Source organism: Comamonas terrae (assembly GCF_001544075.1).
Taxonomy (GTDB): Bacteria; Pseudomonadota; Gammaproteobacteria; order Burkholderiales; family Burkholderiaceae_C; genus Comamonas; species Comamonas terrae.
This window is the reverse complement of record NZ_BCNT01000004.1, coordinates 359,461-373,624: the sequence shown is the minus strand read 5'-3', so window position 1 is coordinate 373,624 and position 14,164 is coordinate 359,461. Positions and strand designations below refer to the sequence as shown.

Annotated in this window: 13 protein-coding genes; 7 read left to right on the top strand and 6 right to left on the bottom strand. The window is 69.0% G+C overall.

Annotation, left to right across the window (positions count from 1 at the left end):
* Positions 1 to 7: 7 nt before the first annotated feature.
* The 4 genes from hutG to Cte04_RS07990 all read left to right on the top strand — a co-directional run bounded on the left by hutG (position 8) and on the right by Cte04_RS07990 (position 3,940).
* Positions 8 to 823, top strand: coding sequence for an N-formylglutamate deformylase (gene hutG / locus Cte04_RS08005; RefSeq protein ID WP_066475079.1), 816 nt, complete (start codon positions 8 to 10; stop codon positions 821 to 823).
* A gap of 41 nt (positions 824 to 864) precedes the next feature.
* Positions 865 to 1,533, top strand: a complete 669-nt coding sequence (alkB, locus tag Cte04_RS08000; protein WP_066475074.1) for a DNA oxidative demethylase AlkB — start codon at positions 865 to 867, stop codon at positions 1,531 to 1,533.
* A gap of 73 nt (positions 1,534 to 1,606) precedes the next feature.
* On the top strand, positions 1,607 to 2,695 hold the full coding sequence (locus Cte04_RS07995) for a homocysteine S-methyltransferase family protein (RefSeq protein WP_066475068.1): 1,089 nt from the start codon (positions 1,607 to 1,609) through the stop codon (positions 2,693 to 2,695).
* Between the two features lie 63 nt (positions 2,696 to 2,758).
* Positions 2,759 to 3,940: a hypothetical protein gene (locus tag Cte04_RS07990; protein WP_066475065.1), complete on the top strand. Its 1,182-nt coding sequence runs from the start codon at positions 2,759 to 2,761 to the stop codon at positions 3,938 to 3,940.
* A gap of 36 nt (positions 3,941 to 3,976) precedes the next feature.
* On the opposite strand, the gene Cte04_RS07985 is transcribed toward Cte04_RS07990, so the two are convergent.
* On the bottom strand, positions 3,977 to 4,633 hold the full coding sequence (locus Cte04_RS07985; protein WP_066475064.1) for an aspartate/glutamate racemase family protein: 657 nt from the start codon (positions 4,631 to 4,633) through the stop codon (positions 3,977 to 3,979).
* Positions 4,634 to 4,660: 27 nt separating this feature from the next.
* Positions 4,661 to 6,097: an MFS transporter gene (locus tag Cte04_RS07980; protein WP_066475063.1), complete on the bottom strand. Its 1,437-nt coding sequence runs from the start codon at positions 6,095 to 6,097 to the stop codon at positions 4,661 to 4,663.
* 496 nt (positions 6,098 to 6,593) lie between these two features.
* On the opposite strand from Cte04_RS07980, the gene Cte04_RS07975 reads away from it, so the two are divergent.
* Positions 6,594 to 7,583 (top strand): porin, encoded by a 990-nt coding sequence (locus Cte04_RS07975; RefSeq protein WP_066475061.1) that lies wholly within the window; start codon positions 6,594 to 6,596, stop codon positions 7,581 to 7,583.
* A 110-nt stretch (positions 7,584 to 7,693) separates the two neighbouring features.
* Here Cte04_RS07975 and alr read toward each other — a convergent pair whose 3' ends face one another.
* Positions 7,694 to 8,800, bottom strand: coding sequence for an alanine racemase (alr, locus tag Cte04_RS07970; protein ID WP_066475059.1), 1,107 nt, complete (start codon positions 8,798 to 8,800; stop codon positions 7,694 to 7,696).
* Between the two features lie 123 nt (positions 8,801 to 8,923).
* On the opposite strand from alr, the gene lplT reads away from it, so the two are divergent.
* Together lplT and Cte04_RS07960 are read left to right on the top strand one after the other, a co-directional pair.
* Complete coding sequence (lplT, locus tag Cte04_RS07965) at positions 8,924 to 10,225, top strand: lysophospholipid transporter LplT (RefSeq protein WP_066475055.1); 1,302 nt, start codon at positions 8,924 to 8,926, stop codon at positions 10,223 to 10,225.
* Between the two features lie 83 nt (positions 10,226 to 10,308).
* Complete coding sequence (locus tag Cte04_RS07960; RefSeq protein ID WP_066475053.1) at positions 10,309 to 11,193, top strand: DMT family transporter; 885 nt, start codon at positions 10,309 to 10,311, stop codon at positions 11,191 to 11,193.
* Between the two features lie 96 nt (positions 11,194 to 11,289).
* Here Cte04_RS07960 and Cte04_RS07955 read toward each other — a convergent pair whose 3' ends face one another.
* The 3 genes from Cte04_RS07955 to glcF all read right to left on the bottom strand — a co-directional run bounded on the left by Cte04_RS07955 (position 11,290) and on the right by glcF (position 14,161).
* Positions 11,290 to 11,805, bottom strand: a complete 516-nt coding sequence (locus Cte04_RS07955) for an AmiS/UreI family transporter (protein ID WP_066475406.1) — start codon at positions 11,803 to 11,805, stop codon at positions 11,290 to 11,292.
* Positions 11,806 to 12,052: 247 nt separating this feature from the next.
* Complete coding sequence (locus tag Cte04_RS07950) at positions 12,053 to 12,841, bottom strand: ProQ/FinO family protein (protein WP_066475051.1); 789 nt, start codon at positions 12,839 to 12,841, stop codon at positions 12,053 to 12,055.
* A gap of 66 nt (positions 12,842 to 12,907) precedes the next feature.
* Entirely contained in the window at positions 12,908 to 14,161 is a 1,254-nt protein-coding gene (glcF, locus tag Cte04_RS07945) for a glycolate oxidase subunit GlcF (protein ID WP_066475048.1), read from the bottom strand.
* Between the last annotated feature and the right edge of the window lie 3 nt (positions 14,162 to 14,164).

Here is a 14,164-nt window from a genome sequence, read left to right as displayed (position 1 = left end):
TCCTCCCATGAGCCCATCCATTCCCCCCTTCATCTTCCACCAGGGCACGGCCCCGCTGCTGGTCTCCATGCCCCATACCGGCACCCATGTGCCGGCCGACATTGCCGCCAAGCTCACGCCCGAGGGCCGCGAAGTCCATGACACGGACTGGCACATGCCCGCGCTCTACGACTTCGCCAAGGCCCTGGGCGCATCCCTCCTCGTGGCCACGCATTCGCGCTATGTGATCGACCTCAATCGTCCGCCCGACGGCGCCAGCCTCTATCCGGGCCAAAGCGTCACGGGCCTGTGCCCCGTCGACACCTTCGACGACACGCCGCTGTATGCGAACAAGGCCGACGAGCCGGACGAAGCCGAGATCGCACGCCGCCGCGAGGCCTGGTGGCAGCCCTACCACGGCCAGCTGCGCGCCGAACTGGACCGCATCAAGCGCGAGCACGGCGTGGCCATGCTGTGGGACGCGCACAGCATCCGCTCGGTGCTGCCGCGCTTCTTCGAGGGCAAGCTGCCCGACCTGAACCTGGGCACGGCCGACGGCAAGAGCTGCGATCCCGCGCTGGCCCAGCAGCTGCTGGACATCGCGAAACAGGCGCCCGGCCACACCAGCGTGCTCAACGGCCGCTTCAAGGGCGGCTACATCACGCGCAACTACGGCCAGCCCGAGCAGGGCTTCCATGCCGTGCAGCTCGAAATGACGCAGTCCAGCTACATGCAGGAGCACATGCCCTTCGACTACCTGCCCGAAGTCGCCGCGCGCATCCAGCCCACCATGCAGCGCATGCTGCAGGCCATGCTGGCATTCGCCCAGGCACAGGCCAGGTAGGACGCCAGCGGTAGCGGGCCTTTAACGGACATCGGCCGGCCATGACGCTTGCGTTGTTTCCTCCAGAACCCCTGCCCGCCGAAATTCTCGATGACGGCGCCCTGCTGCTGCGCGGCTTTGCCACGGCACAGGCCGGGCAATGGATTGCCGAAGTGCAGGCACTGCAGGCCGCATCGCCGTTCAGAATCATGCAGGTGCCCGGTGGCAAGTCCATGTCCGTGGCCGTGACCAGCTGCGGCGACTGGGGCTGGATCAGCGATGCCGGCGGCTACCGCTACAGCGCCGTGGACCCGCTGACCCGGCAGCCCTGGCCCGCCATGCCCGCGTTTCTTGCAGGCCAGGCCCGGGCGGCGGCGCACGCGGCCGGCTATGCGGGCTTTGCGCCGGATGCCTGCCTGGTCAACCGCTACCGGCCCGGCGCCAGGATGGGGCTGCACCGCGACCAGGACGAAGCCGACTTCGCCGCGCCGATTGTGTCGGTGTCGCTGGGCCTGGGCTGCACGTTCCTCTGGGGCGGCCTCAGGCGCCAGGACCCGGTGCGGCGCCTGGCGCTGGCCCACGGCGACGTGGTGGTCTGGGGCGGGCCCACGCGCCTGGCCTACCACGGCGTCGGCCCGCTCAGGGACGGCCTGCACCCGCTGCTGGGCAGCGAACGCTGGAACCTGACCTTCCGCATGGCCAAGGCCCGCTATCCGGCGGAGCAGCCGTAGCCCCCTGCCGGGCACAACTGGTTTACCCACAACGAAGGCGTACCGGCGGCCTGCTTTCCTACAATGGCAGGCTATGAGCCAGCCGCATACCCTTTCCGCCCGCAAGCCCGCGTACACCCGGGCCCGAGAACTGCCCGCAACTCTTGCCAAGCGCCTCGTCATCCTCGACGGCGCCATGGGCACCATGATCCAGCGCTTCAAGCTGGGCGAGGCCCAATATCGCGGCGAAGGCTATGGCGGCCCCGGCAGCTCGGGCGACCGTTTCAAGGACTTCGCCCACGACGTCAAGGGCAACAACGAGCTGCTGTCGCTCACGCGCCCCGACGTGATCCGCGACATCCACGAGAAGTACCTCGCCGCGGGCGCCGACCTGATCGAGACCAATACCTTCGGCGCGACCAGCATCGCGCAGGAGGACTACCACATGGCCGACCTGGCCTACGAGATGAATCTCAAGAGCGCCCAGCTCGCGCGCGCGGCCTGCGACAAGTACAGCACGCCCGAGCATCCGCGCTATGTGGCCGGCGCCCTGGGCCCCACGCCCAAGACGGCCTCCATCAGCCCCGACGTGAACGACCCCGGCGCGCGCAACGTGAGCTTCGAGCAGCTGCGCGCCGCCTACCTGGAGCAGACGCTGGCGCTGATCGAGGGCGGGGCCGACGTGATCCTGGTCGAGACCATCTTCGACACGCTCAACGCCAAGGCCGCGCTGTTCGCGGTGGACGAGGCCTTCGAGCAGACCGGCGAGGTGCTGCCCATCATGATCAGCGGCACGGTGACCGACGCCTCGGGCCGCATCCTGTCGGGCCAGACCGTCACAGCCTTCTGGCACAGCGTGCGCCATGCGCAGCCGCTGTCCATCGGCCTGAACTGCGCGCTGGGCGCGGCGCTGATGCGCCCCTACATCCAGGAGCTGAACAAGGCCGCGCCCGAGACCTTCATCAGCTGCTATCCGAACGCCGGCCTGCCCAATCCCATGAGCGACACCGGTTTCGACGAGACGCCCGAAGTCACCAGCCGCCTGGTGCACGAGTTCGCGGCCGAAGGCCTGGTCAACATCGTCGGCGGCTGCTGCGGCACCACGCCCGACCACATCGGCGCCATCGCCAAGGCCGTGCAGAGCACGCCCACGCGCCGGCTGTTCTACCCGGCCGAGGCCTGATTTCAGGCTAAAAAGGCCTGCAGCCCAGGCAGTACAAGCGCAAGCAGCTATCGGTTTCGATACATGAGCACCCCCATTGCACCCGCGACCGCGCTGCCCGCCGGATTGGGAAATGTGCCCGATCCCGCTGCGCCTGCCGCGGCCACGCCCGTGGCGGGCACGGTGCCGCCGGCCGCGGCCGTACCGGCGCCGGCTTCTGCCCCCGCCGCCATGCCTGCGGCCACCAGCGTCCAATGGTCGGCCCAGGCGCTGCAGGAGCTGCGCCTGCAGGCCTTCGAGCAGCTGATCGCCCAGCTTGCGCTGCAGATCCAGGCACCGGGACAGCCCCTGGCTCCGGCCTGGCCCGCGCAAGGCCTCTCCGCCCCGCTGCAGCAATGGCTGCAGGTCATGCTGCAGCAGATCGCCGTGCAGGGCCAGCCGCTGCAGCTGCTCGCGGCCCAGCCCGGCTCGGCGGCGCTGATACAGGCTCTCGCCCAGGCGCAGACCCAGGCGGCGGCGCAGCAAGGCTCCGAGTCCGGCGATGCCGCCCAGGCCTCGGCGCTGCGCATGGCCGCGGCACTGTCGCCCACACTGGCAGCTGCGCTGCAGGCCGCCGCCGCGCCCTCTTCTTGCGCTGCAGCCCCTACCGCGCCTGCCATGCCGCCGCTGCAGAACTGGTGGGTACAGCAGGGCACGCTGCTCACCCCTCAGGGCGAGCGCGGCTTTTCGCTGACCTTGCAGGTGCCCCCGGCCTGGGCCCTGTCCATGGGGGCGGCAACGCCTGCAGACAGCGCGCCGCAGGCAGCAGCAACGGCACCCGCATTGCGCCTGCCCTGGCCCGAAGGCACGCCGCTGCCGGCCTCGGGCCCCATGGCCCTGGTGCTGCAGCCCCAGGACCATCCGGCGGGCGCGCGTACCAGTGCGCTGCTATGGCTGGAGTTCCAGTCCGCGCCCGTGGGGGCCACATCCGCGAACATCGCCACGCCCATGGCGCCCGGCAATGCGGGCCTGCCGCTGTTCGCTCCAGCGCCGGCGCTGGCACAGGAAGTGCAGCAGCTGCTGCAGAACAAGAGCGATCCGTGGCTGATGATGGCGGCCGCCCAGGCCGCCAACGCCGTGCCCGGCGAGCGCCGCCCGCTGGGCGAGCACCGCACCCATCTGTGCACCACCGAAGGCTGCCAGTACCAGGGCCGCGCGCCCTGCGCCCAGCCTTTCTGCAGCGAGATGAACCGCGTCTGGGCGGCGGCACGGCTTGAAAAAAGCTGAAGTGCCGGCGCACGCGGCGCTGGCCGCGAAATAGCTTCAGGCGCTGACGGCCAGTTGCCGGCCCAGCCGGCGCACCGCGGCGCTGATCGGCGCAACCAGCGGCATGTCGAAGCGCCGGGCCAGGCTGACCGCGGCCTGGCCCAGGGGGCCGCCGCCGATGATCACGGCCTGCGCTCCGTCGTCCAGGCACTCCTGCGTGGCCATGGCCAGCGCGTCCTCCAGGATGCGGGGCTCGGCCGCGAGGGCGCGCGGATCGCCGGGCGTGAGCTGCACGCCGGTATAGAGCTCGCCCAGGCCCAGCTGGCGGGCCTTGGCATCGATGGCATCGACCAGGTCGGGCGTTACCGTCGCGACGCCGAAGCGCCGGCCGCCCTCGGCGGCCTCCAGCATCGAGGCCTCGCAGATGCCGACCACGGGCGTGGCGCCGCTGAGCGCACGCACCTGGTCGATGCCGGGGTCGCCGAAGGCGCTGATGATCACGCCGGCATGCGGCACATCGGCACTGCGCCAGGCGCGCTCGACCTCGACGGCCGCGGCGGCCAGCTCGGCCTCGTTCACGATCATCGACGGGCCGCCGTTGGCGGTGATGCCGACGACGGTGAAGCCCGCAGGCGCATCGGCCTGCGCGATGCGCACCATCATGTCGGTGGTGGCCTGGGACGAGTTCGGGTTGATGAGCAAAATATTGGGCATGGGCAAAAGTCGTCAGTAAGCCGGGAATCAGGCGGTGCGCGGAGCGGCGTCGGGTTCCTCGGCCAGCAGCGGCTCGGCATCGGGCGAGCGGCCGTAGGTTTCGGGCACGCTCTGGATGCTGAGCACGAAGACCGCGTACATCACGGCGACCATGCCGAAGACGCCGGCTATGCCTGCGCTCTCGAGCAGGCGGCCCGCCACCAGCGGCATGCAGGCGCCGGCGGCCGTGCCGGTGGCCAGGATGAAGGCCGTGCCGAAGGCACGCACGCGCGTCGGGTACAGCTCGGGGGCGAAGATCCAGATGGTGGTGTTGAGCAGCAGCACGAAGAACTGGAAGATGGCGCCGGCCACCAGCAGCATGGCGATGCTCTTGGCCGCGAAGCCGATGACCAGGGCCGCCACGCCGGCGCAGACCGCGCCGGCCGTCAGCACCCGCTTGCGCGGGAACTTGAAGCCCAGCGCCGAGGCCGCGATGGCGCCCAGCAGGCTGCCGCCCTGCATGATCATGGTGAACAGCAGGCTCTTGGACACCGTGTAGCCCAGGCTGACGAGAATGGTGGGCATCAGCGTGAGCACCGAGATCTGTGCGCCATAGGCCATCCAGATCGTGACACACAGCGGAATGGTGCGCCGCGCCAGCGCGCCGCGAAAGATCTCGGTCACCCGCACCTTGGCCTTGGCGGCCGCGGAGGGGGCCTTGCCGTCGTCGGTGAGGAAGGGCGTCACCGGCGTGTTCCGGGCCGACAGGCGGCCGCAGGCCAGCTGGGACAGCACCACGTTGGTTTCGCGGATGCGGCCCTGCGACAGCAGAAAGCGCGGCGTCTCGGGGATGTAGCGGCGGTAGAAGGCGCCCAGCAGGGCCGGCACCATCAGCGCGACGAACAGCCAGCGCCAGGCGTTGTCGCCCGGGAACAGCGTGAACACCAGCAGGCCGAAACCGGGGGCCAGGAAGTTGCCCAGGCCGCCGGCGCCCACGTTCACCAGGCCCACGGCCGTGCCGCGGAACTTGGTGGAGCAGAACTCCGCCAGCATTGTGACGGCGATGGCGATCTCGCCGCCCAGGCCGAAGCCCACGACCACGCGGCCCAGCGCCATGACCGTGAGGTTGGGCGCCGCGGCGCAGATGCCCGCGCCGATGGTGAACAGCAGCAGGTCGACCGTCAGCATGGTGCGGCGGCCCCAGCGGTCGGCGATCAGGCCCGACAGGATGCGGCCGACGGCCGCGCTGGCGAAGGTGGCCGTGTTGAGCAGGCCGATGTCGGCGGCCGTCAGCCCCCATTGCTCGCGCAGCATGGGGCCGACGATGCCGACGGCGTTCTGCTCGAACGCGTCGAACAGGCAGCCGATCAGGATCAGGAAGATGATGGTGTGGTGCGATCGGGTGACGCCGATCTGGTCGAGCGCCCGGTCGAGCTCGGCGACGCGGGGGGAATCAGGTCCGGAGGAAAGTGCGGGGCCAGCCATGGCAACTCCTGGGTTGGGACGCAGAGGAAGGGGTGATACCCCGCTGGATGACATCCAAATTTCATTGACTCATTTTTATGAAATTTGTATTTCATTTGCAGCCAATGTAGAAAACGCCTTGCCAGAGGTCAACGGGGTTTCCCCGCAACCGCAGGGCGGGCGCGGCGCCGGCCGCATCCCGGAGGCCAGCGGCACGCCCGCGCACAGCCCTAGGGTCTGTGCCCATGACGATGTGAGCAGCTGCTCTCTATAATCGGTCGCACCGCCCCTCTTGCAGGGGCGTACCTTTTTGACCGGGGAGCGCAGCCAGCGGCCGCGCCTTGCATGCCCCGGTTGCCTTGCGGGCTGGCCTTTCCTCCCGGAGAGCCACGCCCTTCCCTCGCCGCCGCAGTCGCTGACCGGCGGCATCCATCATCGCCACAGGCATGCGCACAGGCCGCGCCGCGCAGGCTGCGCTGCTGCCATGCCGCCATTTCCATCAAGGAGTTTTCCCAGGATGCGTTTGAGTATTTGCCTCTCTCTCGGTTGTGCCACCCTTCTTTCCACGGCCCTGCCCGCCTCGGCCCAATCCCAGGTCAGCATCAGCGGTCTGCTCGATGCCGGCGTGTTCAGAAGCTTTGACAAGACCAGCGAGCTGGGCACCATCCAACGCAGCAATCTGGCGATTGCCGGCACGGAAGATCTGGGCGGCGGCCTCAAGGCCACGTTCCGGCTGAGCACCCGTTTCGACCTGGACACCGGCCTGACCGAGGACTTCGGCAAGAAGCCCTTCTGGCATGACGAGTCCACCGTGGGCCTGCAGGGCGGCTTCGGCCATGTGCGCATCGGCCGCGCACTGTCGGCCATGTGGTCGCAGGACTGGCAGTTCGACCCCTGGGCCAACTTCAACCGCATCTCCTCGCCCGCCTGGTACCAGTGGCACTACCTGACCCCGACGGACCGCGCGAGCAACAACGGCTTTGCCGAGTACGGGCGCATGGCCAACGGCATCTTCTACGATTCGCCCACGGTGGCCGGCTTCACGCTGCACCTGAGCGGCTCGCCCGAGCGCACCGAGGCCACGGGCCACCAGGGCCGCGGCTACTCGGCCTCGCTCAACTACGACCAGGGCGCGCTGGCCGGCATGCTCGCCTTCGAGCGCAACGGCAGCGGCGACAAGGACACGTTCGTGGCCGGCAAATACCGCTTCGGCGCGGCTGCCGTGATGGCCGCCTACGACTACAGCCGCACGGCCGACGGCGTCAGCAAGGCGCGCGCCGCCACGCTGGGCGCGACCTACCAGGTGGGCGCCACGACCTTCAAGGCCGGCTACGGCCGCCAGCGCCTGAGCGGCTCGGGCGACCAGACCAACCATTTCTACTCGCTGGGCGCGGACTATGCGCTGTCCAAGCGCACAACGCTCTACGCCAGCCTGGGCCGCAAGAGCTACGAGCGCGGCGCGGATTCGGGCACCGCGTTCGGCGTCGGGGTCTCCCACGCGTTCTGACGCCGCGTTGGCGCCACCGGGAAAGCCGTGCAGCCATCAGCCGCACGGCTTTTTTTCAAGGAAACAAAGGGAATGGGCAAGCAGGGAATGGGCAGGCGGCATGCCCGCCGTCAGCGGCCCTCGCCTTCCACCACCTTGGCCACGCGCGGCGCCACGGCGCACATCAGCTCGTAGCCCAGGGTGCCGGCAGCGGCGGCCACCTCGTCGATGGGCAGCACCGCGCCGCCGGCAGCGCGGCCCCACAGCGTGACTTCGCTGCCCATGCCGGCCTGGGGCACGGGCGTCAGGTCCACGGCCATCATGTCCATGCTGACCCGGCCCAGCGTGCGCGTGCGCACGCCGTCGACCAGCACCGGCGTGCCCGTGTCGCAGTGGCGCGGATAGCCGTCGGCATAGCCGCAGGCCACCACGCCCATGCGCAGCGGGCCTTCGGCCCTGAACCGCGAGCCATAGCCCACGGTATCGCCCGCGCCCAGCATCTGCACGCCGATGATCCTGGAGGACAGCGTCATGGAAGGCTGCAGCTGCCAGCCGGCCATGTCGTGCCGGGGAAAGTCGGGCGAGCTGCCGTAGAGCACGATGCCGGGGCGCACCCAGTCGCAGCGCACCTCGGCCGCATCGCCGCGCAGCAGGGTGGCCGCGCTGTTGCTGATGCTGCGCTCGCCGGGCAGGTCCTGCGTGGTGGCATGGAAGACCGCCAGCTGCCGGTCCAGCCCATGGTCCACGTCGGCATCGCTGAAGTGGGTCATGAACGAGATCTCGTCGACCTGCGGCAGCGCATTGAGGCGCGCATAGGCCGAGCGGTAGCGCTCGGGCGTGAAGCCCAGGCGGTTCATGCCGCTGTTCATCTTGAGGAAGACGCGGTGGCCCACCTGGGTCTTGTGCGCGGCCAGCCAGTCGATCTGCTCGTCGCAGTGCACGGCATGCCACAGGCCCAGGCGCGAGCATACCTCCAGGTCGCGCGGCTCGAACACGCCTTCCAGCAGCAGGATGGGGCCGCGCCAGCCGAGGCTGCGCACCTGCTGCGCCTCGGCCAGGTCCAGCATGGCGAAGCCGTCCGCGGCGCGCAGCGCCTCGAACACGTTTTCGATACCGTGGCCATAGGCGTTGGCTTTGACCACGGCCCACAATTTGGCGTCGGGTACCGCGTGGCGGACCCGCTCCAGGTTGTGGCGCAGGGCTGCAGGGTGGATGGTGGCAGTAATGGGGCGAGGCATGCTTTTTTCTCAGTCGGACCCACGGGATTCTGGCACCACCGGCCGCAGCCTGCGTGATATAACCGCCAGTCACTTGCCATACTCCCTGGCATCGGCCCTGCCGGTGCCGCTTTCAGCTTATTCATGAAGCGCGGTTTCTACACCATCATGTCGGCGCAGTTTTTCAGCTCGCTGGCAGACAACGCATTGTTTGTGACCGCCGTGGAGCTGTTGCGAGCCAATGGCGCTCCCGAGTGGCAACGTGCTGCCCTGGTGCCCATGTTCGCCCTGTTCTATGTGGTGCTCGCGCCCTTTGTCGGCGCCTTTGCCGATGCCCTGCCCAAGGGGCGCGTCATGCTCATCAGCAACGCCATCAAGATGATCGGCTGCCTGATGATGCTGTTCGGCAACCATCCGCTGCTCGCCTATGCGGTCATCGGGCTGGGCGCGGCGGCCTACTCGCCCGCCAAGTACGGCATCCTGACCGAGCTGCTGCCGGCCTCGCAGCTGGTCAAGGCCAACGGCTGGATCGAGGGGCTGACCATCACCTCCATCATCCTGGGCGTGCTGGTCGGCGGCCAGCTCGTGGGGCCGACCATATCCCACCATCTGCTGTCGCTGGACTTCCCCTATATCGACACCGGCATCGACACGCCGGCCGAAGCCGCGATCATGGTGCTGATCGCCGTCTACGCCATCGCCGCCTGGTTCAACCTGCGCATTCCGCTGACCGGCGTGCCGCTGCGCCCGGTGCGCCAGGACCCGGACAAGAGCCTGGCGGCCAACATCGTCGGCCTGCTGCCCGACTTCTGGACCTGCAGCCAGCGCCTGTGGGCCGACAAGCTGGGCCAGATCTCGCTGTCCACCACCACGCTGTTCTGGGGCGCCTCGGGCAATCTGCGCTACATCGTGCTGGCCTGGGGCGCGGCCGCGCTGGGCTACAGCACCACCCAGGCCTCGGCCCTGGTCGGCGTGGTCGCCATCGGCACGGCCATCGGCGCCGTGGCGGCCTCCATGCGCATGCGCCTGGACACGGCCACCAGCGTGATTCCGCTGGGCATCGGCATGGGCCTGCTGGTGGTGTGCATGATCTTCATCCACAGCCTCTGGGTGGCCGTGCCCTTCCTGATCCTGCTCGGCGGCCTGGGCGGCTTTCTGGTCGTGCCCATGAACGCGCTGCTGCAGCACCGCGGCCACAACCTCATGGGCGCGGGCCGCTCCATCGCCGTGCAGAACTTCAACGAGCAGGCCGCCATCCTGGCCATGGGCGCGTTCTACAGCCTCTCGACCAAGTTCGGCCTCACGGCCTTTGGCGCGATCACCGTGTTCGGCCTGGTGGTGGCCGGCATCATGCTGCTGATCGGCATCTGGCACCGCCGCAATTGCCGCGAGCACCCGATGGAGGTTGCGCGCCTGCTGGACATCGCGCGCCGCGACTGCCACTGACCGGCGCGGCTTGGACCGCGCTCTTCCGATTCAATAGCATCCGGCGCTTGCCTGGCAACGCCGGATGCCTTTTTTCATGCTTTATGCACAGTCCGCTGCCCGTCTTCGCACTGCTGTTCAATGCCTTCATCTGGGGCCTGTCCTGGTGGCCGTTCCGCGCCATGCATGGCGCAGGCCTGCATCCGCTATGGGCCACGGCGCTGATGTACTGCCTGCTGCTGGGCGGCCTGCTCGCGCTGCGCCCGTCCAGCCTACGGCAGGCGCTGCAATACCCCGTGCTCCTGCTGCTGGCGGCCAGTTCGGGCCTGAACAACGTGGCCTTCAACTGGGCCGTGACCGTGGGCGACGTGGTGCGCGTGATCCTGCTGTTCTATCTGATGCCGGCCTGGGCCATTTTGCTGGCCTGGGCCATCCTGGGAGAGCGCCCCACCCCGATGGCGCTGCTGCGCCTGGTGCTGGCCTTCGGCGGCGTGCTGCTGGTGCTGCTGCCGGCCGACGCCTCGCCGGCCGGGCTGGTGCAGGGCCTGTCCCTGGCCGATGCGCTGGCCGTGTTCGGCGGCTTCATGTTTGCGCTGACCAATGTGCTGCTGCGCCGCCTGCATGCCATCCCGGGCCAGGCCCGCATGCTGGTCATGTTCGCCGGATGCATGGCCATGGGCCTTGCCACGGCGCTGACGGCCCACGGCGCCGGCCTGGTGCCGGCTTTTCCGGCCGTGCGCCTGGACTGGCTGGGCATTGCCCTGGCGCTGGCCGTGCTGCTAATGCTGGGCAACTGGGCGCTGCAGTTCGGCGCGGCCCATCTGCCATCCAGCGTGACCTCGGTGGTCATGCTCTCGGAAGTGGCTTTCGCCAGTGTGTCCTCGGTGCTGATCGCCCATGAGACGCTGTCGGCCCGCACGCTGCTGGGCGGCGCCTGCATCATGGCCGCCGCGCTGCTGGCGGCCCTGGGCAGAAGAAGGCAAGCTTGAACAGGCGCAACCCCAACCAGAGACGCCGAGCAAGGGCCGCCCCGCTGCAAGGGCGTCGCCCCTTCCAGGGGGCAAGGCGCGCAGCGCCTCAGGGGGTCAGCCCAATCTTCCCGCCAGGATCAGATAGCCGGGCACCCACCCCGTCAGAATGCCCTGGGCGATGCACAGCACGCCGGTGAAGCGGTCGATGGGCTTTCTCAGCGCCAGCAGGACAAAGAACAGCGCCCACAGCACGGCCCAGGCCGCCCAATTGACGCCCATCCACCAGTCCAGTCCGGTGCTGGCGCCGGCCAGGGTATCGAGCGCGACCGGTACGGCCGTGACGGCCACGAACAGGCTGAACCAGCCCAGGCCGCGGCCGTCCGCCCCCGTGAAGCGGTTGAACGCCACCCACAGATAGGTGAAGGCGAACAGCAGCGTCAGCGCGCCGCTCTTGACGGTCTCTGCATTGGCTTCCGGGCCGAAAATGCTGGCCAGCCCTATGCACAGGGACACCACGCCCGTGAAGATGTTGATGACCCAGATTTCCTTGTCGGCGATGCGCCCCAGCATCCACAGGCCGTTCAGGAACAGCACGGCCCCGACGTAAAACAGCGATAAACCCAGCCACATTGATTCTTGCTCCCAGATGCGCGCCTGCTCCACGCGCAAAGCCGCCTGCGCCCCCACGGGGTGCGGGCCAGACGGCATGGGAGCGATCCATTGCAACGCGGGCGGGATTTTCCACCCGCAGGCGCATGGCCGGATGTGGCGGCATGCATTGCTTATGGCAAAAGACTCTTGCCTTGCATATGCATGCCGGATGTGGGATGGCTGCCGGCGCGCCGCAGGGGCATGCCGACAAGCCCGGCCGCAGGGCTCAGCTGCGCTGGCGGCGGCGTGCCCGTTCCAGCTGCTGCGCCACCTGGCGCGGGTTCATGCCGTACATCTCGGCAAACGCGGTTTCCGAAGACTGGCCGCTGAGGGTGTAGGCGCGCAGCAGGGCTTCGTCCTTGGCCGCGCGGGCATCGGCTTCGGCCAGGGCCTCGGCCACCAGTACATTGGTCTTTTCGTCCTTGCCATGCACGCGCTCGGCATACTCCTCGCGTGACAGGCCCGAGTCCTCGTAGGCCATGATGATGCGGTTGCGCAGCTTGGGCGTCAGGTCTTCGGGCGAGCGCTGCTGGCGGCGGCGGAACACCTCGATCAGCGCATGGTGCACATGCTCGGGCAGGGTGGCTTCCACCGGCTTGCCGTCCAGGTCGTGGCGCTGCTGGCCGCTGGCCATGGCGGCCAGGTAGCGGCCGGAGCGCGTGTGCTGCTGCAGTGCGCTCTTGAGCGCTTCCTTGTCCAGCTCGGGATGGGCCGCCAGCAGGTCCTCGAAGATGCCGCGCTTGAGCGGCAGCAGCTGTTCGCCGAACAGTGCCGGATGCCACTGGGCCAGCTGGGCCAGCACGGGATGCGGGGGACGCGCAGCGGCTGCGGTGCCGGCGGCAGCCTGTGCCGGCGCACCCTGCGCATTGTTCTTGCGGCCTCGGCCGCCGCGGCGCGCGCGCTGGCGGGCACCGGCCTCGCCGCCTTGCGGCAGGTCTTGCGCCGCAGCCTGGACCTGTGCCTGGCCTTCGGACACGGCCTTCTGTTCTTGTGGTTCAGAAATGATTTCAGTCATGGCAAAGCCCGTGGGCTTGGGGAAACAAAACCCTGCATCATGCCAGCATTGGCATGCTGATGCCGGTTACACGCCTATCAGCGCCTCGTCGAGCACCTCGATCCAGTGGCGCACCGGCACGTCGGTGCCGTTTTGCAGGTGGACGATGCAGCCCATGTTGGCCGAGAGAATCGCCGCCGGCTTTTCGGGCGCGAAGGGCTCGTCCAGCGCCGCGATCTTGCGGTCGCGCAGCTGGTGCGAGATCTCGGGCTGCAGCACCGAGTAGGTCCCGGCCGAACCGCAGCACAGGTGCGACTCGGTGCGCGCCACACGCACGTCGAAGCCCAGGGCGCGCAGATGCGTTTCCACGCTGCCGCGCAGCTTCTGGCCATGCTGCAGCGTGCAGGGCGGGTGGTAGGCCACGGGCGCGGACGGTGCCTGCACGCGGCCCCGCAGCTTCTCGCCGAGCTCGGGCAGCATCTGCGGCAGCAGCTCGCTCAGGTCGCGCGTCAGCGCGCTGATGCGCGCGGCCTTGTCGGCGTATTGCGGGTCCAGGCGCAGCAGATGGCCGTACTCCTTGACGGTGACGCCGCAGCCCGAGGCATTCATCACGATGGCCTCCACGGCGCCGCTTTCCACCAGCGGCCACCAGGCGTCGATGTTGGCGCGCATCTGGGCCTTGCCGCCGTCCTGGTCGTTGAGGTGGAACTTCACGGCGCCGCAGCAGCCGGCCTTGTCGGCAATCACGGTCTGCACGCCCACGGCGTCGAGCACGCGGGCCGTGGCGTAGTTGATGCGCGGCATCATCGCGGGCTGCACGCAGCCGGCCAGCAGCAGCACCTTGCGCGCATGCTCGCGCACGGGCCAGGCGCCGGTCTCCTGGGCGGGCAGCACCTTCTCGGCCAGCGCTTCGGGCAGCAGGCCGCGCACGGCACGGCCCAGCTGCAGCGCCGGCGCGAACAGCGGCGAGTTCATGCCCTCCTTGAGCGCCCAGCGCTGCGCGCGCTCGCCCAAGGGACGTTCCACCTGCTCGTCCACGATCTTGCGGCCGATGTCGACCAGATGGCCGTACTGCACGCCGCTGGGGCAGGTGGATTCGCAGTTGCGGCAGGTCAGGCAGCGGTCCAGGTGCTGCTGCGTGGCACGCGTGGGCTTTTGCCCCTCGAGCACCTGCTTGATCAGGTAGATGCGGCCGCGCGGGCCGTCGAGTTCATCGCCCAGGATCTGGTAGGTCGGGCAGGTGGCCGTGCAGAAGCCGCAGTGCACGCACTTGCGCAAAATGGCCTCGGCCTCCTGGCCTTCGGGCGTGGCGCTGTATTCGGGAGCGAGTTGGGTTTGCATGGT